Below are 23,683 nucleotides of genomic sequence, written 5' to 3'. Positions count from 1 at the left end.
ACGGGTCAGGGCGCGGGCAACGCACGCTCGGCCATTGTGCTCTCGATGCTCCGGATGGGAAAGGTTACGGTGAAGCGGGCGCCCTTTCCAAGCTCGGATTCGACGCGCACGCGTCCTCCATACAGTTCGGCGTTGTGTTTGACGATGGCCAGTCCCAACCCGGTCCCCTTCGGCCGCATGGTGAAGTAGGGCTCGAAGATGCGTTCGAGTTTGTCGGCCGGAATGCCCGGCCCGTTGTCGGTGATGCTCAACTCCAGCGTGGCCTCGTCGGGACAGCGGGCCGACACGAGGACCCGGCCGCGTCCGTCGAGCACGTCCCGGGCATTTTGCAGCAGATTGGTGAGGATGTCGGTCAGGTGGCGTCGCTGCATCAGCATGACCGGCAGCGGCCCGCGGAGGTCCAGCTGCACCTCGGTTCCGGTGGACATGCCCGGGGGGAACACGTGGGCCACGGCCTGTTCGATGGCCTCGCGCACGTCGACCTTCTCCACGCGCCCTTCGCTCAGTTGCGCGTATCCCATGACCTGGGTGATGATGCGGTCGGCCTTTTCCACCTCCTCCTGAATCAGTTCCAGGGAGGTGGCGGCGCGGGGATCGTGGCCGAAGAGGCGTTGCAGGGCAAAGGCCGCATTGTTGATGATGGCCAGGGGGTTTTTGATTTGATGGGCGAACTCGGCGGCCAAGCGGCCGGCGGCATGCAACTGGGCGGTGCGATGCGCAAACTCCTCGGCTTCTTCCTCGGCCTGTCGCTGGCGGGCCGCCAGCACCTGCACCCCGTAGCAGCAGAAGGTCAACAGCCACAGGATCACCAGTCGCAACAGAAAAGGTTCTCCGGCCAGTTCGGCGGGAATCTCGGTCTGCACCACGTAACGAGACTGGGGCAACAGGCGGTTCAACTCATCGACCAGGAGTTGGCGCAGGCGCTCGTCCTGGTCCGAGCCTTCTTCCGCAAGTTCCTGAAGTTGACGGCGGGCCGTTTCTGGAATCCGGTTCCAGATCAGCCGGGCCAGGGTGTCCGTCGGACGTTGGAGACGCTGAAGGACGGCGCCGGGGTCGGGGATATCGTCCGGGCGCACCGGGGGCACGGGTTTCCGCTGGGCCCGGGGCGGCAGCTGAGGGACGGGCAGTTCCTGGCTGCGCAGCTCCGGTTCGACCAGACCGGCCAGGAGAAAGAACCCGCTGAGCATGAGATTCAGGACCAACTGCGGCGTGGCCAGCGGGATGCAGATGGCGTTGAGCACGATCAGGGCTGGAAACACCCAGTAAAGGATGCTGTCGAAACCGCCGGTGAGCAGCGTCAATCCGCCGAGGAACAAACCATCGGCGAACCCCAGCACGAAAGAGGTCCACTGGACCGTGCCCGGTGGAAGTTTGCGCAACAGCAAAAAAACCAGCCAGGCCAACACGTTCAAACCCGTGTACAGCACGAAGAACTGCTGCAGGGTTTCCAGCACGACGTCGAACGCAGAAGCAGCCTCTTCGGTCCACGGGGCGCGCAAGAGGTAATGATAGACCGCGGCGAGGATGACGAGTTTCGACGGCAGTATGACCTCGCGCTGCAGTCGCAGGACGCGGCGTTCCTGGAGCGCGGCCGGCACGGGCGGCGCCTCCAACAGGCGCCGGAGCCGCGTCAACCCAGACCACAGTCCTTTCATGGGGGCCCCGGTTGGGGCGGCGCATCGGGCGGGGGCAGGGCCTGTTGCAGGCGTTCCAACGCGCGCGCCGCAATTTGTTCCACGGGCCAGAGGCGGCCCACCCCTTCGTATCCGCAGGCCAGCAGTCCCGCGTCCGGTCCCAGGAATTCGACTCCGCGTTGGCGCAGGAGGCTCACGTTGGCCTGGGTGGCCGGGTGCAACCACATTTTGCCGTTCATGGCAGGGGCGATGAGCACCGAGGCCTCCGGGCGCAACGCCAGAGCGATGCAGGTGAGGGCGTCGTCGGCCAGTCCATGCGCCAGACGGGCAATCGTATGCGCAGTGGCCGGCGCAATGAGCAGGAGATCCGCCTGATCGGCCAGCTGGATGTGCGTGGGTTGCCAGCCGCCGGCGGTGTCATAGAGGTCGGTGATGACGGGCTGTCGGGAAAGGGTTTGGAAGGGCACAGCCGTGACGAATCGCTGGGCGTCGGCGGTCAGCACCACGTGCACTTCGCATCCGGCCCGGGTCAACAAACTGCACAGGTCCACGGCGCGATGGGCGGCAATGGATCCGGTAACGCCCAGGATGATGTTGCCCTTGCTGTTCATGCCTGTCTGCGGCCCGAACCGTTTCCGTCGAGCGGGCCTTGTGCCCGGGCGACCGCCGGCCCGGTCCGCCGCTTCACGGCTCTGACGCTTCCCAGATCGGCTTCAAAACGCCGGCGCCGGCTGCCGGTGACTGCGCAGTTTCTCGGCTTCCAGGATGGCTTCCAGCCGTTGCACGTCCTCGGCGATCGAGCCGCTGAGGATTAGATAATCGAAATCTTTCCAATGGGCAATTTCGGTTTGGGCCATGGCCAACCGGCGCTGAATGACCGGCTCGGGATCCGTCCCCCGCCGCCGCAGGCGCGCCTCCAGCACCGCCCGCGAAGGGGGCGTCAAAAAGACCGTGACGAGCGCCTGCTGGAGCAACGGTTCCTCCCGGGCGCGGGCGCGGATGGCCGCGGCGCCCTGCACATCCACGTTGAGCAACACGTCCTGTCCGGCACGGAGCCGATCCAGAACCTCCTGCCGCAAAGTGCCGTAACCGTGGCCGTAGACCGTGGCGTGTTCCAGAAACTCGCCCGCGGCGACGCGTCGGGCATAGGTCTCCGGATCCAGGAAATGATAGTCCACGCCGTCCCGTTCCCCCGGCCGCGGCGGGCGCGTGGTGCAGGTGATGGCCCGGGCCAGACCGGGCCGGCGCTTGAGCAGCTCCTGACAAAGCGTGGTCTTGCCCGCTCCCGAGGGCGCCGAAAGGAGCAACAACACGGGAAGAGGCCCCGAGCCCGCCGTCCGGGCCCCCGGGGAGTCCGGGGCGGTGGCACGGTGCGCCGGGGCACCAGCAGAAGGGGCGATGGGATCCGTCATTCGACGTTTTGCACCTGCTCGCGAAACCGTTCCAATTCCGTTTTGAGCCGGACCACTTCCTGACTGATCCGGGCATCGTTGGCCTTCGTGCCCAGCGTGTTGATCTCGCGGTACATTTCCTGGGCCAGAAAATCCAGGGTCCGTCCGACGGGCGCGCGGCTCCGACGGCATGCGTCGAACTGCCGAAAGTGACTCTCCAGCCGGGTCAGCTCTTCCGTGATGTCCGAGCGATCGGCAAACAGGATGACCTCTTTCAACAGTCGTTCGTCGGACTCGGGCGTCTGGGTCAGGCCCGCGGCGCGGATGCGCTGCAACAGCTGTTTGCGATAGCGCTCCAGCGCCCGCGGGGCCCGGGCCCGAATCCGCGCCACGGCCCGCCGCATGCGTTCAATGCGGCGGCTCAAATCGCGGGCCAGAAACTCTCCTTCGCGCTGCCGCATGCGCACGAGCCGATCCAGCGCCTGTTGCAAAGCCGCCTGCACCACGGGCCACAGCTTCTCCCACGGCACCAGCGGCTCATCGGACTGGAACAGCCCCGGAATGCGCAGCAGATGCTCCAGGGTCACCGTCTCGGCCAGTCCCAGTTTCCGCGCCAGCCGCTGCAATTCGCGCGCCCAACCCTCGGCCAGGGCCGCATTCAGGCGCGGTCGGGCCCATTGTGGCGAAAGAATCTCGACGGAGACGCGTCCCTGCACGCGGCCTCGGTCGATCTGCCGGCTGATCAAATCCCGCATGGGCCCTTCCAGCACGTCCAGCTCGCGGGGCAGCAGGAGGTTGATCTCGGCTTGTTTGCGATTGACCGAGGTCAATTCCACCGTCACCCGCAGGCCGTTGCGCTGGCAAACGCCGCGTCCATGTCCGGTCATGGACTTCATGGCGCGCAGGATGCCCCGCCCACTGGGCATTGTCGAATCAGGAATGCCGAGCCGGGCCCATGCCGGTGCACGCGCGCCCCCGTGTGGGGCGTGTCACAGGCACCTCCGGAGTGTCAGGGCCCGGGCCCCGGATCCGGCAGTCGGCGCGCCGAACAGATTCGGGCATTTCCCGCCAGAACGCCATTGACCCCGACCGCCGGGCGACGCAGCGTAGGGGCAATGAACCGGGCTTGTCCCTCAGCCGTCAGCTCCAAACCTGGCCGGCCTCACCGGGCCGTCGCTCCCCCATGGTCCCGCCTCCTGCCCGGGCCCGCGAGACGGCGCATGCAAACGGCCGCAACCGAGCGGCACGCAAGGCGTTCCGGTGCAAGAGCCCGACCCCATCCCTCCCGCCGCGCTCTGCGGTGTCTGCGTTCGAGGAGGCTCCTCCTTTTGCTGGCGCTCGGCTGCCCCACGGCCTTTTGTGTGCAGGGTGCCGTGGGCAGCGTGCTGGCCCGAAACGGCCGGGCGGAGTCCACCCTCGTGGTCGCCGCCGAAGCCACGGCCGCGGAGCACAATGCAGCAAGGGAACTGTCGGCGTATTTGGAGGCGATCACCGGGGCCCGGTTCGTCGTCGTGACCAATCCGGCCCGTCCGCCGAGCCGGGCGATCTTTGTGGGACGAAGCCGGTGGGCCGAACGTTTGTTCCCCTCGGTGCCGTGGGAGGGACTGGGGCCGGACAGTTATGTTCATCAAACGCGGGGCGGGCATCTGTTGCTGGCGGGCGGACGGCCGCGCGGCACCCTGTACGCCGTGTACCGGTTCCTCGCCGAGCATGGCGGCGTGCGCTGGTGGACGCCCTGGGCCATGCACGTGCCGCGCCGGCCGACCTTGCACGTGCCGCCGCTGGATGTGGAGGTGCGACCGGTGTTCGAGTACCGGGAGCCGTTTTGGTTTTGCGCCTTTGACCCGCGCTGGAAGGTGCGCAACGGCGTCAACGGTGCCCACCCGCCCATTCCGCCGGAGTGGGGCGATTGCATTCGCTACAAGGGATTCGCCCACACGTTCTATGCCCTGGTCCCGCCGTCGGAGCATTTCGCGCGGCATCCGGAGTGGTTCAGTTGGATCGACGGACGCCGCACGCATGAACGAGCCCAGTTGTGCTTGTCGAACCCGGAGCTGCGAGCGTTCGTGGCCGAACGGGTCAGGGCCTGGCTTCGCGAGTCGCCCGAGGCCCGCATCGTCTCGGTCACCCAAAACGACTGGCACGGCAACTGTCAGTGCCCGAACTGTCGGGCCCTGGACGAGGCAGAAGGCAGCCCGGCGGGCAGTTTGCTGGACTTCGTCAATGAAATCGCCGCCCGCATCGAGCCGGAGTTTCCCCACGTGTGGGTGGATACGTTCGCGTATCAGTACACGCGCCGCCCGCCGCGCCGCCTGCGTCCGCGGTCGAACGTGGTCATCCGCCTGTGCTCGATCGAGGCGAACTTTCGCGAACCCCTGGATCACCCCTCCAATGCGGCGTTTTTGGAGGATCTTCAGGGCTGGTCCCGGCGCGCGCCGCGACTGTATGTGTGGGATTACACCACCGATTTTGCCAACTACCTGTTGCCGCACCCGAACTGGTTTACCCTCGGCCCCAACGTGCGCCTGTTCCAGCGCCACGGAGTGCGCGGCGTGTTCGAACAGGGTGCGTACCAGGACTGGGGCGCCGAAATGGCCGAGCTGCGGGCCTGGGTGCTGGCGCAATTGCTGTGGAACCCACAACAGGATGACCGCCGCCTGATCCGTGAATTCCTCGAAGGATACTACGGCGCGGCCGCCGGTCCGATCGGCCAGTATCTCGAGCTGCTCCACCGGGCCTCGGCGGGATTCGAACTGCGGTGTTTCACCCGACCCAACGCGCCGCACCGCCGGGCCCGTGTCCTGATCGAAGCCGAACGCCTCTGGGCCGAAGCCGAAATGCGCGTGCGAGACGACCCGGAACGGCAACCGCGCGTGCGCCTGGCGCACTTGCCCGTTCGTTACGCGTTTCTCCTGGATTGGGAACGCCTGCGTCGGGAAGCGCGCGACGAGGGGCTGGCCTGGCCGTTGTCAGAGAGCAAAGCCGAGGCGGCCCGAGAATTCGCCACGTGGGCGGCCGGCCGACCGGACCTGCCCTGGACCCGCGTGCAGTTGCTGCGCGAGTCGGGACTCACGGTGGACCAGTTCCTGGCTCCGATGCTGCCGTGAAAGTCCCGGTCGCCGCCACATCAGGCCCTCCCCGGCCTGCGACGGCGTCGGCGGACGATGCTCGGACGGCGCGACTCCGGGCTTGTGTTCGGCGGTGAGCATGCTTTGCTGCGCGTGAGAAAAGAGCCGGAGGATCCGGGGAACGAGCGAAACTCCCCTGCTCGTTGAGCCCGGCCGGTCCGGGCCCAAGACCATGTATCGCATCATCGGACAGGACGGAAGGGAGTATGGCCCCGTGCCCCGCGACACCCTGCTGCAGTGGATTCGGGAGAACCGGGTGGGGCCACAGACTCCCGTGCTTCCCGAAGGCGAAACGCAATGGCGCGTGGTGGGGCATCTGCCGGAGTTTGCCTCTGCGCTGTCCGGCAGCTCCCCGGCCGCCCCGCCTCCTCTGTCGGCATATCCGCGGCCGACTGTGGCGCCGCAAACGCTGCGCACGCTGGCCCTGGTCAGTTTTGCCTCGGGGGTTCTGGCGTGGATCTTGTGCTGTTGTTGTTATGGCGCGCCGCTCAACGTGGTGGCCGTGGTCCTGGGTTCGGTGGTGTTGTATCTCGGACACGGGGACCCCGGGACGTCCGGGGCACGCGCCTGGGCACTGGCCGGTGTGATCCTGGGCGCGTTGAGCGTGTTGTTCTGGATGGTGGCCTCGGTGGCGACCCCGTGGTTGATTTCGATTTGTCCCGGTCTGCACTGCCGGGTCGTTCCGTGACGAAACCGTGGGGGACCATGGTGCCATGGATCAACCGACTTGCCCGCCGCGGTTGGACCGGCCGGCGCGGTGGCGCCCGGTCTGGTTCCTGATGGTGTTGATGCTTGGCGCGGGCCTTTGGGTGTTGTGGCATTTCGATCCCGCGCGGTCGGCCCTGTATCCTCCATGTCGGTTTCATGCAGTAACCGGATGGCAATGTCCGGGCTGCGGAGGCCTGCGCGCAGTGCATGCGCTGTTGCACGGGCGAATTGCCGAGTCCTGGCAGTTCAACCCGCTCCCCATCCTGCTTGCCCTGGCCGGGCCGGTGATGCTGGCGGCGTGGTGGCGGTGGCGCCGGCGCCATCCCGGTCAAGCGTGGACCTTGTCCCCTCTCTGGGCGTGGGCGGGCCTGGGAGGCCTTTTGTTGTTCGGGATCCTTCGCAACGTGTTCTGAGCAGCCCGGACCCGGCGCATTACGCGGGCGGGCCGTCCGGCCGAGGGCCGAGCCCTTCACGGATCCAGCGCAGCACATCGGCCGCCGCCCGGCGCGGCGCAGTGCCCAGCACGTTGTGGTCGGCGCGTCCGTACAATCGCCATTCGCGAAAACCCGGACAATGTCGTCGCAACCAGGGACACACCCACCACCACGGCACGAGGGGATCGAAGCCGCCCGCCAGTGCGTAAACAGGCCGATGCGTCCGGCGCGCCACGGAACGATAGTCGGCCCGTGCCACCAACTGAAGCCGCGCGTGAATGGCCCGACGGTTCTCCGGTGTGCGGCGCTCGATGAATTCGTGGATGGTATCGCGCGTTTCCGGGGCCTGCCGATGCCGCCAGCCCGCCACGCCGGCATAGGCCTGCAGGAGGACACGATGAAGGCCCTGGGGCATTCGCCGGCCGAGCGCCGCCAGCGCCCGTGCCCCGGCCGGCCAGGGATGACGGACAAACCCGCCCGCCAGGATCAGACCTTGGACCTCGGGCTTCGAGGCACCCTGTGAAGATTCCCCCTGCGCAGCGGTTGCCCGCCAGTGTTCCAACAAGGCCCAGGCAACCAGCGACCCGAACGATTCCGCCAGCAGCCAGAAACGGGAAGTTTCCAACTGCTGCAAGGCCGCGCTCACCGCGTGGGCGTAATCCGGGATGTCCCAATCCGTCCGATCGGGATAGGCCAGTTCGATGAACTCCACGGGAGGCGCCACCGCCGCGCGGAAACTGGTCACCAGGGTCCAGTCGCCGTGGATGCCGGGCAAATAAACGAGGATGGGTTGTCCGCCGCGGAAGTGACGGCGAACGGTGAGCCCGGCGATGGAGAGTGTCTCCATGAGGCTCGGCCCCGGTGGCGTCCCGGCGATCCGCAGGGGTTCCGGCCCTCCCCGGCGGACCGGTTGCGGGCGGGGCGCGCGATCAAAGGAACTCTCGCGGATCTGTGATCCGGCCGGTCAGCGCGCTGGCTGCCACGGTGGCCGGACTGGCCAAATAAACCTCCGACTCTTTATCGCCCATGCGACCCGGGAAGTTGCGGTTGGTGGCGCTGATGCATTTGATGCCCGGCCGATTGATCCGGCCGAACGTGTCCACGGGTCCACCCAGGCAGGCGGCGCAACTGGCGTTTTCGGTCATCTGGACGCCCGCGTTCACAAGCACGTCCCAGATGCTTTCCTGCCCCCAGAAGGTGGTCTGCAGCTCGTGCACGATCTCCGGCGTGGCCGGCACACCGAAGGTATCGATCACCACCTTGCGCCCCCGCAGGATCCGGGCCGCCTCCACAAAGTCGCTGGTCTTGCCGCCGGTGCACGATCCGATGTAGGCGCGGTCGAGCTTGATGTGCCCCAGTTCCTTGGCCTTTTTGCGCCGACCCGGATCGGGATGACAGGCCACGAGGGGCTCGAGCTTCGAGAGATCCACGACCAGCTCGTAAACGAACTTTTGATCCCGGTCCAACTCGACCGGCTCATAGGCTTGCTTGGTGTTGTTGAGCCGGGTCCGGGCCTCGACGTATTCGGCCGTCCGCGCGTCAAAGGGGAAGATCCCGTTCTTGGCCCCGGCCTCGATCGCCATGTTGGCGATGGTCATGCGGTCGTCCATGGACAGGAAGGCCACGCCCGGCCCGTCGAACTGCATGGCCCGGTAGGTGGCGCCGTCAAAGCCGATCTCGCCGATGATGTGCAGAATGACATCCTTGGCCATGACGCCCGGCTGGAGTCGCCCCTCCAAATAAAAGTGCATGGTCTCCGGCACCTTCAGCAGCAGACGCCCGGTGCCCATGACGAAGCCGGCATCGGTGTTGCCGATCCCCGTGGCGAACTCGTTGAACGCACCTGCCATGCAGGTGTGGGAGTCGGTTCCAAACAACACCTCCCCCGGGCGGGTATGGCCCTTTTGGGGCAGGGCGGTGTGACAGACGCCGGCGTACCGAACCCCGTACTGGCGCCGCAACATGCCCTTGGAGGGATCGAACCGCCAGACGCCGTTGGGATCATCGATGACGTCGTAAAAATACTTGATCCCCTGCTCCTTCACGAACTCCCGGAGAATGTCCACGTTGCGGTTGGACTTCGAATCGGCCGTGAAGATGTAATGGTCCGGAATGATCACGATGGCCTCGGGATCCCACACCCGGGCCTTCGGTCCAAACTCGCGCTTGAACACGCCAATGGTGCCGGGGCCACAGACATCATGGGTCATCAAGATGTCGGCCTTGACCCAGATGTTGTCTCCGGCCTGCACGCGGGCCTTCCCGGCGGCGCGTGCCAGTACTTTTTCGGTCAGCGTCATAGGCTTCCCAACATAGCCGAGCCTGCCCGTGGCATCAACGCCGGCCCTGCGAACGGCGCACCGCGCGGAGAATCCACTGGTTTCCTTCCCCCCAGCGGGTCCACCATGCCACGGAACCGCCGCGCGGGAGGGCGGCAATGGGATGGTTGCCGCGCATCCCCGGCAGCGAATGCGGCGTTTTGGACATCGACGACCCGGGATCGATACATGGCCGAACCCATCCATGGCGCAGGGGTCGCCTCCAGCCCGACCCCGCCGCAGCGGTGGCTCAACCGCACCGTCCTGGGCATCGGGTTGGCCAGCCTGTTGAGCGACTGCTCCCACGAGATCGCCACGGCGGTCCTGCCGGCCTACCTGGCCACGCTTGGAGTGGCCGCCGCATGGCTGGGCTTGATCGAAGGCGTAGCCGATGGGACCGCCAGTTTCGCCAAAATGCTCAGCGGCTATTACACGGACCGGCTGCGGCGTCGCAAACCGATCGCCGTGGCCGGCTACGTGGTGACCGCCCTCGGCACGGCAGGCTTCGGTCTGGCGCAGAGCGCGTGGCACGTGTTGGCCGCCCGCACCCTGGCATGGCTGGGCCGCGGGGTCCGCACACCGGTGCGCAAGGCGTTGCTGGCAGCGGCGGTGAGCCCCGCCACGTATGGCCGGGCCTTCGGCTTTGAACGGATGATGGACACCGTCGGAGCCATCGTGGGGCCCGCCGCCGCCATGGCGTTGCTGAGTGCCACCGGGCATCATTACCCCTCGGTATTCGCGTGGACGCTGGTGCCTGGATTGCTGGCGGCGGGGTGCATCGCCTGGGGGGTGGTGGAACGCGAGCGTCTTCCGATCCGCCATCTCTCGTGGCATGCCAGCCTCCGCGCCCTGCCCCTGCCCTACCGCAGGTTCCTCCTGGCGGTGGCGTTGTTCGGCGCCGGGGATTTTGCGCATTCCCTCCTGATCCTGTTGGCAACCCAGCAACTGACGGAAACGCGGGGCGCTGCCGCAGCCGCTTCCGTCGCGGTGATGCTCTACATGCTGCGCAACTTCTTTTATGCGGGGTTCTCGCTGGTCGCGGGTTGGCTGGCGGATCGCTTTCCGAAATCTCGCGTGCTGGCCGTCGGCTATGGCCTGGCGGCTCTCATGGCGCTGGGGCTGATTGTTCTGCCATTGAACCTCGCCACTCTGACGGCGATTTTCGTGCTGGCAGGGATTTACATCGCCATCGAGGAAACCCTCGAAGATTCCTTGTGCGCCGAACTGGTGGCAGAATCCCAGCAGGGCATGGCTTTTGGGACCCTGGCCACTGTGAACGGCATCGGGGACCTGGTCTCCAGCGTGGTGGTGGGGGCGCTGTGGACGGCATGGGGGACGGAGGTCGCGTTCGCCTACAGTGCGGTGCTCTTCCTGGCAGGGGCGCTGTTGGTAGCCCGGCTGCCGGTTCTCAGGGGCTCCCAATGAGACGAGCACCGCGATGTGATCCCCACGCGGTGCACGTCGTTGCTTGCTGAGCCCTCGCAAGGCCAACAACCGTTCAGAGCCGGAACGCGGAATCCGGTGTGAATTCCTCGAGCGCGTGGGCGTTGGTCATGCAAAGCGTGATCGTCGAAGAACTCCGATGGGCCGGGTTAAGCGAGGCAGGCGCGGGAAAAAAAATGGCGGGAGTGGCGGGGCTCGAACCCGTAACCTCTGCCGTGACAGGGCAGCGCTCTAACCAATTGAGCTACACCCCCGCAGCTCAGACGCGGCAGAACTTAAGGAGCCCGACCTTGCAAGTCAAGTCCTCAAGCCCCGCCCAAAGGGGGTTCGGGCGGCAGACGCCAAGGAGGTGGGGGTGGGGAACCCCGCTGAAGAAACGTGCTGCCACCCGAACGCTGCAAATTCTACTCCCCGCCCATTCACTGTCAAGAGGCTCGGACCGAACCCATCGGCCGCAAGTGCCTTCCTGCTTGCCCGCCAAGCCCGAGGAGGCCGGGCGGAAGAGTCACAGCTTCCCTCCCCCCCGGCAGGTTTCCCGCCAGTTTCTTGACGATGCATCGAACGGGCTCGTGCTCGCAGCGCCTTGGAACACAACCGCGATCCACCGCGCGGCCGGGGCCAGCCGGGCCGGCTTGCCCCCACATGCGGGCATCATGTCCCATCCCGCCTCCCCGGCTGCTGAGAACCCGCCACCCGACCCGTTCTTTTGCCCCGCGACCGCGAGGATCGTGCCTGCCTGCCGAGGCCCGGGCCTGACCAGTGCTTCAGGCGGGGAATCGCCAACCGACCGCTACCCAAAGGCCCGCGCCTCGACACGCCCGGGAGTCGCTCCACGAGTCCCAGTGGAGGGCCGGCGAGCTCCCGGAGCGATTGCCCCGCACCTGCTTCTGCTCCCGCCCCAATCTCGCCCTGCAGCATGCGCACGGCCACGGGGTGAACCGCCCGAAGATCCCGCGCAGAAGCGGGAAGTGCTCCCGCAAGAAAGGCGCGCTCCGGTGCGGTGAGCGCCGGGAAATGCCTTTGTGAAACCCTCCCCTGCTCGCTATGCTGCGGGCGCCTTATGAAAAAAGCGGTTTCGGATCAACTGGTTCGCCCGCTGGTGCGAAACCTCCAACCGTACGTACCGGGAGAACAGCCGCGCATCAGCGGGTTGATCAAGTTGAACACCAACGAAAACCCCTACCCGCCTTCGCCGCGCGTTTTGGAAGCGGTACGCGCCGCGGTGGACGGGCGGTTGCGGCTGTATCCGGATCCGACCGCCACGCGTCTGCGCGAGAAACTGGCCAAACTGCACAAGTGTGATCCCGATCAGATCATCGTGGGCAACGGGGCGGACGAGATTCTGCGTTTGGCGGTCCAGGCCTTTGTGGAGCCGGTGGCGGCACAACGGGGCCCGCTGAGTCGACGGTACCTGGTCCCACCGGCGCCCGCACTCGTGCAAAGCTTCGTACCCAGTTATTCGCTCTACCCGGTGCTGGCCGCGCAGCACGGCGCCGCCTTCCACGGGGTGCCCCTGCAAATGGACTTCGGCCTGCCCGAACCCGGCCAACTCCGATTCTTGAAAGAGTGGCAGCCCAACGCCGCGCTCACCTTCATCACGACGCCCAACGCCCCGAGCGGCCGCGCCTACCCCACGGCGCAACTCGAGGCCATCTGCGCCCGTTCGCGAGGCGTGGTTGTGCTCGATGAAACGTACGCGGACTTTGCGCCGGAACAGGCGTTGTCGCTGGCGCTGACCCTGCCCAATGTCCTGGTCTGTCGCAGCTTTTCCAAGGCGTACTCACTGTGTTTCCTCCGTGTCGGCTACGCCGTGGGCCCCGGGCCGTTGATCCAGGCCATGCACAAACTCCGGGACAGCTACAATGTGAACGGCCTGGGGCAGATCGCCGCCGAAGCCACGCTGGACGATCTGGAGTATTACCGGCAGAACTTCCGCAAGATTGCCGAGACCCGCGATTGGACGGCTCGGGAGCTGACGGCGCTCGGGTTCCGGGTTTTGCCGAGTCATACGAACTTTCTCCTCGTCCGTCCCCCGGGCGCATCTGCGGCCGACTGGTACCGCAAGTTGCGCGAGCAAAAAATCCTCGTGCGCTGGTTCGATCTGCCCGAGCTGCGCGATTATTTGCGGATCAGCATCGGCACGCCGCAGGACATGCAGGCGCTCATCAAAGTCGCCCGCCGGCTGGCCTCTTGAGAGGCCCCGGAGGACACGGATCCGCCGCGGGATGCATCCCAAGACGCGGAGAGAATCCGGGGGCCCGAACTCCGGGGGCCGCGGACGTCGGGAACTTCGCCCTGGCGCGACGCATCAACCCGGCAGGCACCGCCGGCTCGGGCCGAGATGGCAACCCCGGGAAGTTTCGAGATTCCCCATTTGCCCCGGGCACGGCAGCGCATCATGTTTGGGCAACGCGGCAGCATGGCCAAGGTACCGGGCGTACGGCTCGAAGGCATGGTTTCAGCTGCTGCGCGGACCGATCTCGGCTCTTCGAGAGCCGTGGCCGCGCCGGGCTCTCCGGGCCCGGACGCCACGCTCAGAGCCGCCCTGCGCAGCCGTGAGCCGGAGGCGGATGCCCGGGTTTCGACCGTTGTCAGGCGCGCCCGCCGGCTGTCGCCCGGTTTGCAAAAGAGGTAGCGCGTTGAGAAACACGTGGACATGGCAATGGCTTTCCTTCCCGATCCAGATTGGAAACGCGCCGCCGTGATCCTCCTGGGGCACGGGACGGAGGAAAACGGTGGTTCGGCCGAAGCGGTTGTCCGTCAGGCCGCGGCGTTGCGAGAGCGGGGATGGTTCGCCGCAGTACGGGAGGCCTTTTGGAAACAGGCCCAGCATGTCCAGGATGTGCTGCGCGAACTGGAGGCACCCTGCGTCTTCATTGTTCCCATCTTCATGGCGGAGGGTTATTTCGCGGCTCGCGTGATTCCGGAGGCGCTGGGCTTCGCTCCGGAATCGGGATGGCCCCGCCGCAATCAGGCCGGCGATCAGGTGCGGTGGTATTGCGCGCCCGTGGGGACGCATCCCCGACTTACGGAAGTGGCCCTGGCGCGGGCCGAAAGCATCGTGCGACAGCATCCGTTTCCCCGTCTGCCCCAGCCGCGGGAGATCAGTCTCTTTCTGGCCGGTCACGGCACGGAACGGGATCCGGCCTCGCGCCGGTCGGTGGAAGCGATGGCAGAGCGGATTCGGGCCCTGGAACGGTACGCGATGGTCGAGGCGGTCTTCCTGGAGGAGGCACCGCGAATTCCCGAATGCTACACCCGGGCCGTCACACGGCGCATTGTGGTCGTGCCCGCATTCATCAGCGACGGTCTGCATACCCAGGAAGACATCCCCGTCCTGTTGGGCGAGTCACCCCGGGTGGTCAAAGAGCGACTGGCGGCCGGGCAGTTTCCCTGGCGCAATCCCACCGAGCGCCACGGGCGCCTCGTGTGGTACACGCCGGCCCTCGGCACCGAGCCCTCCTTGCTGGAAGTCATCGTGGAACGAATTATGGAGGCCGCCCGGGCCGGCAGCCCAGCGACCGGTTGATCCGATCCGGCTTGTTCACGCCCGGCCGGCCGTGGGCGGGGCCGGCCCGGGCTTTGCGCCCCTGCGGGAACGGGCAACCGGCCAAAGCGGCGCCGGAAACGGACCGCTTCTCAAGACTCGGGCACCAGGCTCAGGGTGTGAGTAACCGGCACAAAGGCCGCGTGGATGGCGGCCACCAAGCGGTTGCGTTCCGCTTCCGTCCGACGAACCGCGGCCTCCATGTCCGCCCGCCCTTCGGCCCCGTGGAAAACCTGTTTGACCTGTCGGGTCTCGAAGGCCTGTTTGGCGGCCACCGCGGCGTCCACGCGCGCGAATGCGGCCGCAAACGGAGTCAGGTCGAACTCCGCGGCCAGATTGACACCGCGCCGCAGCTCGTCTGCCGTGAACACCTTGCTCTGGTCCCCCCAACGGACACGGTATCTGGCGGCTGAACCGTTTCGGGCCACCAGCATGAGGCGGTTCAGTTCCTGATGAAACGGCACCAGTTCGAAGGCGGCCTTGAGGCTGGCGGTCTCCTGACCGGGCGGCAGATCACAGGGAGGGAACGCCGGTTGCACCCCTGGGGGAGTGACCTCGCGAGGCAAACAGGAGGCAAAAGGATACCGATGACTGCGGAGTGTAAAAGTGCGGCCCACGGTGGACAAAACCTCGTGTCCCGCGGTCACGTGGATGGTGTTGCGACTCAAATCCACGGTGAACGTGCCGATGTGCCCGTCCAGCCCCATCGACTTGAGGAAGGCATACGCCATGACGGCCTGGCCGGCCCAGTCCGGATGCACGCCATCGTTGCCGGCGATCATGAAATTCGTGCCGAACCGCTGCCGGCCCAGCTCCCCGGCCCGCAGCATGGGCAGAAAAACATCCGCGAACCCCACGCCTTCTTGCCGGGCCACTTCCAACGCAATGTTCCGCAGGGTGCCCAGATTCCGATTCAAATCGGACACCGTGCCGTTGGCCGTTTTCACCCAGTGCGGGACTTTGCCCACACAGCCCGGCGACCCGACGATGACGCGGGTGCCGTGCGCCTTGAATGCCCGGACCACGGCCGTCAGGTTCTGGCGATAGGTTTGCCCGATGCGCTCCTCGTACGGCCGGTACTCGTGGTCGTTCATCCCATAGCACGTGGTCGCCAGGGTGGGCGCAAAGCGGAGGCAGTCGTTGGTCATGCGACCCAGGAAACCGGAGGCCTTTTCGCCGCTCCACCCGTATTGCCGCACCCAGACCCCATATTGCGGGACGCACATGGTCAGGTAGTCCTCCAGAATGCGGGAGTACATCTTCTGCTCGGTGATCGAATCCCCACAGATGGCCAGCCGGTCCCCGGGCCGGAGCCACGGCTCGGTCTGGGGCGGCACCGGAGCGGGCGCATAACCCGGGAGCGAGGCTTCTTGAAAGACCGCCTGCGGAGTGCGGCAGGAAACGCCCCACGCCAGGAGCAGGCCCAGCAGGAGAAAACGCACTGCGTTTTGCATGGCAGGCGAATTGTCCAAAGGCGGAAAAGACGGGTCAAGCGCTGCCCCGACCGCGCCTGGCGCAGCTCGCCGGGTGCCCCCCGACCGCAAGCGCGAGCGTTCCCGATGGAACCGGGTGGACACCGTGGCCCGGCCTGGATACGCACCGGAAGGGTGCGCCCGAGCATGTCGAGCCCGTGGCGGCGCCCCATGCGGACCCGCGTGGGCGGCTGCCGGTCGGGCGACCCGGCCTTCAGCCGCAAAGCCCGAATCGGGCGTGTCCGGCGTTCCGGGGTCGGGGGGTGCTTACTGCTCCACGCGCCGCTCGCCCGGCTTGTCTGCAAAAGAGGCTTGGGAGGCGCCGGCCGCCGCGTCCGCAGGCTGTGGCACGATGACCCGGTCGGGTCGAAGGATCGCCCGAGCCAGGGCACGTTCCGAAACGGTCACGGGGCCCCGGACCAGCTCCGGCACGTTATAATTGTACAGGAAGCCCTCGTAAAACGATGGATCCTCCTGCGGGAGCACAAAGGGCTTGGAGCAGCGACCGGAGTGGTCCACGTACGTGAAGAAGGGCCTGGTGAACAACCCATCCAGCCGCTTGCTGCTGAAGACGACCCAGCGACTGTTGCTCGACCAGGTGTGCCAGGAATCCGCCGAGTCGCTGTTGATGTCGGGCCGACTCACCTCGCCACTTTGAAGGTCCATCAGGAACAGGTCGGTACTCCGCCGGTAAATGGGGAAATTCCCGTACTGGGCCAGGCTGAAGAGCAGCCAGCGCCCGTCGGGTGAGATTCGGGGCTGAGCGGCGCTGGCGCGCGTGACCTCGGAGGACAGCACCACCTCGGGTTCGCCCCAGCGGCCGGTCTCGAGGTCGAACGCCACCCGGACCAGGTCGTACCGTACAGAGCGAAACTCGTCGCTGGGCCGGGGCGGCGCGCTGCAAAAGTACAGATATCGACCATCCGGGGACCAGGCCGGCCAGGTTTCGTTACGATCCGGCGCGGCAATGGCCCGGGGATGCTCGAAGGTGTTGGAGTCCAGCCAGTACACACCCAGATCGGACTGGGCGTCGAACACGTCCCGTGTTTCGCCGCGCGTATGATAGAACAGGCCCAATTTGTTCCGGGAAAACACCAGCAACCGCCCGCTCGGATGCCAGCTCAGATATCCCATGGTTTTCTCCACTCGCACGATTTCGTTCGATCGCACGAGAATCATCGGGTGCACGTTGGTGAACGTGCGGATGTGAAAGACGAACACCCCGGGCTGCTGGTTCAGGAACGTGTGGCAGTTGAGGCATCCATGGTGGAAACGGTGGTTCTCCAGTACCGGACGCTCCTCGAACGTCTCCAGATTGCGCTGATAAATCCCCAGTTCCCCATACAGACTGTAGACCGGCCTCAAGCGGCGATAGACCAGGGTCGGGTCCACCGGGTCCGGCGCGATCCAGTTGGTGACGGTGGGGAGGGTTCGCCACTCGCCACTGGCCTCCTCGAGGGCCAGCTCCCAAAGCAGCGGTTCTCCGGCATTGGCGGCAAGAAGGCGGCGCCAGGCTTGCAGGGGAAACTGAATGACCGGACTGCGACTCGTGATTCGGACCGGATCTCCGTGACGAGACCGGGCCACCAAGCGGTACCGCCGGCCGGGATGTTCCACCCGAAAGTTGAGTGGGGCGATGTTCGGGGGGACCACGATTCCGGTGTAGTCGGGGAACAAACGAACTGAATCCGGCGGCGGCGGGGGCAACGTCCCCCGTTGATCCTCCGTTGCGAGGGTCGGAGCTCCGGCAGAGACCGACAGGATGAACCCTCCCAGAAACCATCCCGTGAAAGCGATGCGATGCAAAGCGGCGGCCCGTACTGCGGCAACCCGTTTCCGAGGCGGCACCTGCGGGCCGCAGCCACTGTGCCGCGCGGGTCTCCGTTCACAGCCAAAGATCTTCATACGCTCAGTCAGCTGAAGGGGTTGTGTTGCCCGGAGCGGGCGCGTGCGACAGATGGTACAGCCAGTAAGTGCCCCGGAAGGTTTCCGCCAGTCGGCGCCGACCCTCGTCGCTCTGCAGGGCCCCTTGGGCGAGAGCCGTCCGAAAAGCCATGAACCGCTGCCGGGTCTCGGGTCGAATCGGAAGATTCGGCGGTGCCGGCCCGTCAGGGCTCAGCCACTGATACAGCAGCACAGCTTCTTCGCAGTGACGCGGCCACTGGGTCCAGGGCAGAGGCTGCCGACGGCGGAGCCACCTGACGAAACGTTCCAAATCGCAGCTGAGCAAATGATGAGCCAGGAGATACTGCCAGGCCATGTCATTGGAGGGATCCGTGTCGAGCAACTGCTCCAGCAGCAGGGCCGTGGGCATGCCACTGTGGGGAAGGTCGGTCCGCACCATGCGCTGGCGAATGAGCCTCAGGCGGGCATCGTTGGTGCCGGCCGGATCCATCATCAGTGCATGAAGTCGTTCTTGCGCCCGGACCCGATGCACCGGATGACGACTGAGCGCGTTCAGAAACACCCGTGCGGCCGCCGGTCGGTCTTTCAGCACATTCACCTCCGCCAACCAGCGGAGCAAGTCGGGTCTCGGCCCTTCGAACTCCAGGGCTTCATGAGCCAGACGCTCTGCTTCGTTCACCTGCCCAAGTTCCAACAAGGTGGGAACCTGGGCCCGGCACGCAGCCGCGCCCGCCTCGGTGCCGGGGAGAAGGCGCCAAAGCGACAGGTTTTCATACCGGAACAGCTCATCCAAAAGCCTGCCCGTGTGGTAGAGCGAGCGATGCAGCACGATCTCCGCCGCGGCCGGAAGGCGGGGCAAGGTACCGGCTTGCTCCAGTACTTGGAGATGGTCCTCGTGAGCCGCCGCCACCAGGAGCGCACTCACCCTGCGCGCGTCCCGATCAAAATCCGCCGCCACGGCAACAGCCAGCAGCACCGTTGCGACCAGGGCTGTCCGGCCGGAGGCGCTTTTCAAACCCGCCCACGACAGGGCGGGCAAACTGGTGGATCCGGCTTTTGCGGGCCCGTCCACAGCGGGAGGGAACCGCGGGACCACCCGGGCACGGATCAGCGCCAGGACCGGCACGCCCAGGGCCAGGGCCCCCCAAAGGAGCTGGCGCTTCACCGGATCCGGGCCTTCCATCCCGGGTACCAACCCGGCCCCGTAGCTCCATGCCACGCCCACGGCGGCGGCCAGGCTCCCCAACCAGAAAACCCCCGTGCGAAGCCACGAGCGAGGAGATGCCCAAGGAAAGGCCTCGATTGCGACCAGAAAGGCCAGCCAGGCCCAAAAGCCCGCCCCCAAATACACTCCGGCCGCCACGAGCCAGCTCAACAGAAGCCCTCCGGCCGACCCAGAGCGTGTCCCGCGGGACAATCCCAGCGCCAGTGCCCACGCCAGGCCCACTCCCAGTCCCGCGATCAGCGCGGAAGCCCCAAAGGCTTGTCGCAACCAGAGGAACAGCAGCGGCGGCGCAAAGGCGGCAGGAAGGAGCGCGACTGCGCCCGCACGTTTCAGCAGCGCACAACCCAGGGTTCCCAAACCGCCGGCCAGAATCGTGAAAACCAGGGCCCCGCTCCAGTTGTGCACATCGCACTGGGCCAGTGCCGCCGCCGCGTAACGCACCAGGCCTCCCGGTTCGCGCCAAAACAATCGAAAAAAGTCTTGGGTCCAGTAGAACTGCGGTTGATCCCGATGCCACTCCAGCGTCGGCTGAAGCCGCGTGGCAACGTAAACGAACAGGCCAAGCGAGCCAAGCAACCCCGTGGCAATGTGGACGAGTTGCGGATGGAATCTGAAACGCGTCCCTGCAAACAAAGGCGGTCGGCGGTGGGAGGAAACGGGAGACTCCATGCCTCCCGCTTGTCGCTCCCCCGGACAGGCAGGTATTCCGGCGCGGCCGCGTTTTGCAGACCCCATATCGCCCGACCCTATCCGCTGAGCCACTCTAGGACACTGGTCTGTTGAGTCGCAAGTCGGCGATCCGCCAAAGTACGGGAGAGAGAATTCTTCCGTTCTTACGCGCCGGATTCAACAACCCGGAGGAAACGCCGGTGTCCTCTGACTTTCGCGGTCCGTACACGCCCGAAGTGGCGCCGAGCTTTCGGGGCGGTCCAAGCGATGAATTGCGCCGGTCAGCGAATCTGAGGCGCCAGGGCCCTGCAGGCGCCCCCGGTGCGAACGACGATCCTCCAACACAGCCCCAGGCAGACCCGTTCTCACCAGACCCAATCCGATGTCACGAAGTTCTCGTGTCCTCGGCGCGCCGTGCGCGTCGCCGACGGGACGTGGCAGGCACCAGCCCAGGGCGACGCCCTGGGCAACCGAGTCGCCACAATTCACCGCGTCCTGAAAACGCCCAATTCGGTGTGGCTCGCCCGGCGCTCGCGATTTTGGGGTGCCGGGGTTGCACCTTTTCAGGGCCCGATGGATTTGGAGGACCGAGTTCCCGGGGCGCTGCGCCGGGCGGGTGGAGGAGAGGCGCCTTCGGCGCGTGCTCGGGCCCGCGCGATGCGCGGACACGGCGCGCGCGTTTCCGTCACTGAGCCCCAAGATTCAAAAATCCCGGCAAAATCCCCGTTTCGTCCGTTTTCTCGCGCCGGGAACCTCCGAACCCCACACCGGGCTCTCGCGGTTGTCAGCAACTCCAAATGCGCCCTCGTCTCATCCGCCCGGCCGGCGGGCTTGCCATCGGATCAATCCCGCATAACATTCCCGGACGTTCGACGTCATGGATATCAAGCTTCCACCTCTCGGTGAAGGTGCGGACAGTGGTGTGGTGGTCAGTGTGTTTGTCAAACCCGGGGACACCATTAGCCCGGGCCAGCCACTGCTCGAACTGGAAAACGAAAAGGCCATCGCCACCATTCCGGCCGAACACGCCGGAACCGTGGCCGAGGTGTACGTCAAGCCCGGCGAAAAGCTCGCCGTGGGCCAACGCATCCTGCGCCTGCAGACCACCGGCGCCGCCGCGCCAGCCTCCGCCCCACCGAGCGCTGCCACGCCGCGAACACCCAAGCCCGAAGCACCTCCGGCACCCCCAAGGCCCACCCCGGCTGCCGCCTCACCGGTGACCACCCCGGCCGCACCGTTGCCCCCCGTGGAAGAACTCGAAGAGGAGGAAATCCCGGCTCCGGTCGCCGCCCCGGTCGCTCCCCCCTCCGTGCGGCGCCTGGCGCGGGAACTCGGAATCGACCTGAGCCGCGTGCGGGGAACCGACCCCGGTGGCCGCATCACCCGCCAGGACCTGCGCAACTACATCCAGCGCCTTCAGACCCTCGCCGTCAAATACAAGGAGTTGGCCGCCCGGGCCGCGGCCCCCGCTGCGGCACCCGCTCAGCCGGCTGGACCCCCTCCGGCCGAGCCGGTGGACTTCTCGAAATGGGGCCCGGTCCGGCGTGAACCCCTGAGCACCCTCCGCGAGGTCATCGCACGCCGGCTTTGGGAAAGTTGGGAGGCCATCCCGCATGTCACGCAGTTCGACGAGGCCGACTTCACGCGCATTAACGAGCTCCGCAAGCAATTCGCCCCGGCCTATGAACAGAAGGGCGTCAAACTCACGGTGACGCCTTTCCTGATCCGTGCCGTGGTGGACACACTCAAAAAACATCCGGTTTTCAACAGCAGCCTGGATGAACAGGCACGGGAGCTGGTCATCAAGGAGTACTTCCACATCGGGTTGGCGGTGGACACCGAGCACGGGTTGCTGGTGCCCGTGGTGCGGGACGCCGACCGAAAGTCTCTGCTGGACCTCGCGAAAGAGATCGAATCGCTGGCCCAGCGCGCCCGCGAACGCAAGCTGGCCCGCGAGGAGATGCAAGGGGGAAGCTTCACCATTTCCAACCAGGGCGCCATTGGCGGAGCCCATTTCACGCCGATCATCAACCGGCCGGAGGTCGCCATTCTGGGTGTGGGCCGCGGGAGTCTGAAACCCGTGGTGCGCGACGGTCAGGTCACACCGCGTCTGATGGTGCCCCTGGCCCTCAGTTACGACCACCGGGTGATCGACGGGGGATCCGCAGCCCGGTTCATCGTGGATCTGGTGCGTGCCCTGGAGAATTTCCCCGAAGAAGCTGTGCGGCTTTGACCGCTTCGGCTTTGCCGCTCACCGGGGGTTGACCTTTGAAATCGCCTATGCAGCCCATTGAAACCGAACTGGTGGTCGTCGGCGCCGGCCCTGGCGGCTATGCCGCAGCCTTTTATGCAGCCGACCTTGGCAAAAAAGTCATCCTGGTCGAAAAAGACAAACGCCTGGGCGGCGTTTGCCTGAACGTCGGCTGCATCCCCTCGAAGGCCCTGCTGTACGCCACCCACCTGATCACGGAAACGAAGGAATCTTCGCATCGCGGCATCACCTTTGCCCCGCCCACGGTGGACCTGGCACGGCTGCGTGCGTGGAAGGATTCCATTTTGGAGAAACTCGCCGGCGGCGTCGCCTTCCTGGCGCAAAAGCGCGGGGTCCAGGTCATCCGGGGGCGCGGCTATTTCGAGGACTCTCAGACCCTGCGCGTCGAGACCGAGGAGGGCCAAAAATTCATTCGATACCAACACGCGATTGTGGCCACGGGATCCTTGCCCGCCATGCCCAAGGCCTTCGACCTCGGCAACCCTCGCATCATGACCTCCACCGAGGCCCTGGAGGTGGAAGAGATCCCGCCCCGGCTGCTGGTGGTGGGCGGCGGCTACATCGGCATGGAACTCGGCACGGTCTACGCCGCTTTGGGCAGTGAAGTCATCCTGGTGGAGGCGCTCGACAAGGTCCTGGCCGGAGCGGATCCCGACCTGGCCCGACCGGTGGTCCAGCGGGCCCAGAAGGCGTTCAAGGAAATCCGGCTCCAGGCCAAGGTCCTCAGCATGGCCACCGCCGGCAAACAGATCCGGGTGGTCACGGAATACAACGGGCGCAAACTCGAAGAGTTGTACGACCGGGTCCTGGTGGCCGTGGGCCGCGTCCCCAACACCGAGGATCTCGGGCTCGAGAACACGCGGGTCCAGTTCACCGACAAGGGTTTCATCAAGGTCAACGAACACCAGCAAACCGACGACCCGCACATTTATGCCATTGGCGACGTGGTCGGCGGCGCCCTGCTCGCCCACAAAGCGCACAAAGAAGCACGCATCGCCGTCGAGGTGATCAACGGCGAGGACAGTCGTTTCGAAAACATCGTCATCCCGGCGGTGGTGTTCACGGACCCGGAACTGGCGTGGTGCGGTCTGACCGAGGCCGAGGCCAAAGAACGCGGCATCCCTCATGAAGTCGCCAAGTTCCCCTGGTCTGCTTCGGGTCGGGCCATGTCGTTCGATCGCACCGACGGCATGACGAAGCTGATCGTGGACCCCGAGAGCGATCGTGTGCTGGGCGTGGGGATTGTCGGCCACGGGGCCGGCGAACTCATCGCCGAAGCCACCCTGGCACTCGAAATGGGCGCCACCGCCGAGGATATCGCCCTCACGGTGCATCCGCACCCGACCCTCTCCGAAACCCTCATGGAGGCTGCGGAAGCTTATTACGGGTACGCCACCCACACTTTGGGCCGGAAACGCACTCTGTGATCCCATCCGGCGGCGAGGCGAATCACGCTCGCCGGCAGAACCCGATGGCCGGCCTTCTTGCCAAACCGCCCCCGCCGGCATTGATGCGGGCTCTGCACAGCCGTTCCACG

17 protein-coding genes and 1 tRNA gene are annotated in these 23,683 nt (G+C 66.1%); 8 read left to right on the top strand and 10 right to left on the bottom strand.

The genetic code is table 11. The features are described 5' to 3' along the window. Positions 1-5 precede the first annotated feature (5 nt). From ACPDIT_RS12435 to ACPDIT_RS12420, 4 genes are all read right to left on the bottom strand, one after another. The gene (locus ACPDIT_RS12435) at positions 6-1,655 is read right to left on the bottom strand and encodes an ATP-binding protein (RefSeq protein WP_423443960.1); all 1,650 of its coding nucleotides are present in this window, start codon (positions 1,653-1,655) and stop codon (positions 6-8) included. Then, on the bottom strand, positions 1,652-2,245 hold the full coding sequence (locus ACPDIT_RS12430; RefSeq protein WP_423443958.1) for a flavoprotein: 594 nt from the start codon (positions 2,243-2,245) through the stop codon (positions 1,652-1,654). Before ACPDIT_RS12430 ends, ACPDIT_RS12435 begins: the two co-directional genes overlap by 4 nt. 102 nt (positions 2,246-2,347) lie before the next feature. Further along, complete coding sequence (gene gmk, locus ACPDIT_RS12425; RefSeq protein WP_423443956.1) at positions 2,348-3,046, bottom strand: guanylate kinase; 699 nt, start codon at positions 3,044-3,046, stop codon at positions 2,348-2,350. Beyond that, positions 3,043-3,921: a YicC/YloC family endoribonuclease gene (locus ACPDIT_RS12420; protein ID WP_423443954.1), complete on the bottom strand. Its 879-nt coding sequence runs from the start codon at positions 3,919-3,921 to the stop codon at positions 3,043-3,045. Before ACPDIT_RS12420 ends, gmk begins: the two co-directional genes overlap by 4 nt. A 432-nt stretch (positions 3,922-4,353) precedes the next feature. Here ACPDIT_RS12420 and ACPDIT_RS12415 point away from each other — a divergent pair, with 432 nt between their 5' ends. The 3 genes from ACPDIT_RS12415 to ACPDIT_RS12405 all read left to right on the top strand — a co-directional run bounded on the left by ACPDIT_RS12415 (position 4,354) and on the right by ACPDIT_RS12405 (position 7,274). Beyond that, the gene (locus ACPDIT_RS12415; protein WP_423443952.1) at positions 4,354-6,132 is read left to right on the top strand and encodes a DUF4838 domain-containing protein; all 1,779 of its coding nucleotides are present in this window, start codon (positions 4,354-4,356) and stop codon (positions 6,130-6,132) included. Between the two features lie 193 nt (positions 6,133-6,325). Next, positions 6,326-6,841 carry a DUF4339 domain-containing protein gene (locus tag ACPDIT_RS12410; RefSeq protein WP_423443950.1) on the top strand — a complete coding sequence of 172 codons (516 nt, stop codon included), beginning with the start codon at positions 6,326-6,328 and terminating at the stop codon, positions 6,839-6,841. 25 nt (positions 6,842-6,866) lie between these two features. Then, positions 6,867-7,274 (top strand): DUF2752 domain-containing protein, encoded by a 408-nt coding sequence (locus ACPDIT_RS12405; protein ID WP_423443948.1) that lies wholly within the window; start codon positions 6,867-6,869, stop codon positions 7,272-7,274. A 19-nt stretch (positions 7,275-7,293) separates the two neighbouring features. Here the strand turns inward: ACPDIT_RS12405 and ACPDIT_RS12400 are convergent, their stop codons facing one another. Then, positions 7,294-8,142, bottom strand: coding sequence for an alpha/beta fold hydrolase (locus tag ACPDIT_RS12400; protein ID WP_423443946.1), 849 nt, complete (start codon positions 8,140-8,142; stop codon positions 7,294-7,296). Between the two features lie 82 nt (positions 8,143-8,224). Beyond that, the gene (locus ACPDIT_RS12395) at positions 8,225-9,595 is read right to left on the bottom strand and encodes a 3-isopropylmalate dehydratase large subunit (protein ID WP_423443944.1); all 1,371 of its coding nucleotides are present in this window, start codon (positions 9,593-9,595) and stop codon (positions 8,225-8,227) included. A 207-nt stretch (positions 9,596-9,802) separates the two neighbouring features. Here ACPDIT_RS12395 and ACPDIT_RS12390 point away from each other — a divergent pair, with 207 nt between their 5' ends. After that, a complete protein-coding gene (locus ACPDIT_RS12390; RefSeq protein WP_423443942.1) occupies positions 9,803-11,038 on the top strand; it encodes an MFS transporter in 1,236 nt (411 codons plus the stop codon). A 195-nt stretch (positions 11,039-11,233) separates the two neighbouring features. On the opposite strand, the gene ACPDIT_RS12385 is transcribed toward ACPDIT_RS12390, so the two are convergent. Continuing rightward, positions 11,234-11,310, bottom strand: a tRNA-Asp gene (locus ACPDIT_RS12385). Positions 11,311-12,116: 806 nt separating this feature from the next. Here ACPDIT_RS12385 and hisC point away from each other — a divergent pair. Both hisC and ACPDIT_RS12375 read left to right on the top strand, forming a co-directional pair. Continuing rightward, entirely contained in the window at positions 12,117-13,250 is a 1,134-nt protein-coding gene (gene hisC, locus ACPDIT_RS12380; protein WP_423443940.1) for a histidinol-phosphate transaminase, read from the top strand. 468 nt (positions 13,251-13,718) lie between these two features. Further along, complete coding sequence (locus ACPDIT_RS12375) at positions 13,719-14,585, top strand: CbiX/SirB N-terminal domain-containing protein (RefSeq protein ID WP_423443938.1); 867 nt, start codon at positions 13,719-13,721, stop codon at positions 14,583-14,585. Positions 14,586-14,695: 110 nt separating this feature from the next. Here ACPDIT_RS12375 and ACPDIT_RS12370 read toward each other — a convergent pair whose 3' ends face one another. The 3 genes from ACPDIT_RS12370 to ACPDIT_RS12360 all read right to left on the bottom strand — a co-directional run bounded on the left by ACPDIT_RS12370 (position 14,696) and on the right by ACPDIT_RS12360 (position 19,874). After that, positions 14,696-16,057: an SGNH/GDSL hydrolase family protein gene (locus ACPDIT_RS12370; protein ID WP_423443936.1), complete on the bottom strand. Its 1,362-nt coding sequence runs from the start codon at positions 16,055-16,057 to the stop codon at positions 14,696-14,698. 285 nt (positions 16,058-16,342) lie between these two features. Further along, complete coding sequence (locus ACPDIT_RS12365; RefSeq protein ID WP_423443934.1) at positions 16,343-17,881, bottom strand: TolB family protein; 1,539 nt, start codon at positions 17,879-17,881, stop codon at positions 16,343-16,345. Between the two features lie 103 nt (positions 17,882-17,984). Further along, a complete protein-coding gene (locus tag ACPDIT_RS12360) occupies positions 17,985-19,874 on the bottom strand; it encodes a DUF6057 family protein (protein WP_423443932.1) in 1,890 nt (629 codons plus the stop codon). Between the two features lie 877 nt (positions 19,875-20,751). Between ACPDIT_RS12360 and ACPDIT_RS12355 the strand changes: the two genes are divergently transcribed. Continuing rightward, positions 20,752-22,107 carry a 2-oxo acid dehydrogenase subunit E2 gene (locus tag ACPDIT_RS12355; RefSeq protein ID WP_423443930.1) on the top strand — a complete coding sequence of 452 codons (1,356 nt, stop codon included), beginning with the start codon at positions 20,752-20,754 and terminating at the stop codon, positions 22,105-22,107. Between the two features lie 47 nt (positions 22,108-22,154). Then, the gene (gene lpdA, locus ACPDIT_RS12350) at positions 22,155-23,573 is read left to right on the top strand and encodes a dihydrolipoyl dehydrogenase (RefSeq protein ID WP_423443928.1); all 1,419 of its coding nucleotides are present in this window, start codon (positions 22,155-22,157) and stop codon (positions 23,571-23,573) included. Positions 23,574-23,683 lie beyond the last annotated feature (110 nt).

The sequence above is a fragment of the Limisphaera sp. VF-2 genome (genome assembly GCF_049537125.1).
Classification (GTDB): Bacteria; Verrucomicrobiota; Verrucomicrobiia; order Limisphaerales; family Limisphaeraceae; genus Limisphaera.
Note: the sequence above shows the minus strand (reverse complement) of the source record. Positions and strands in the feature narration are given on the sequence as shown.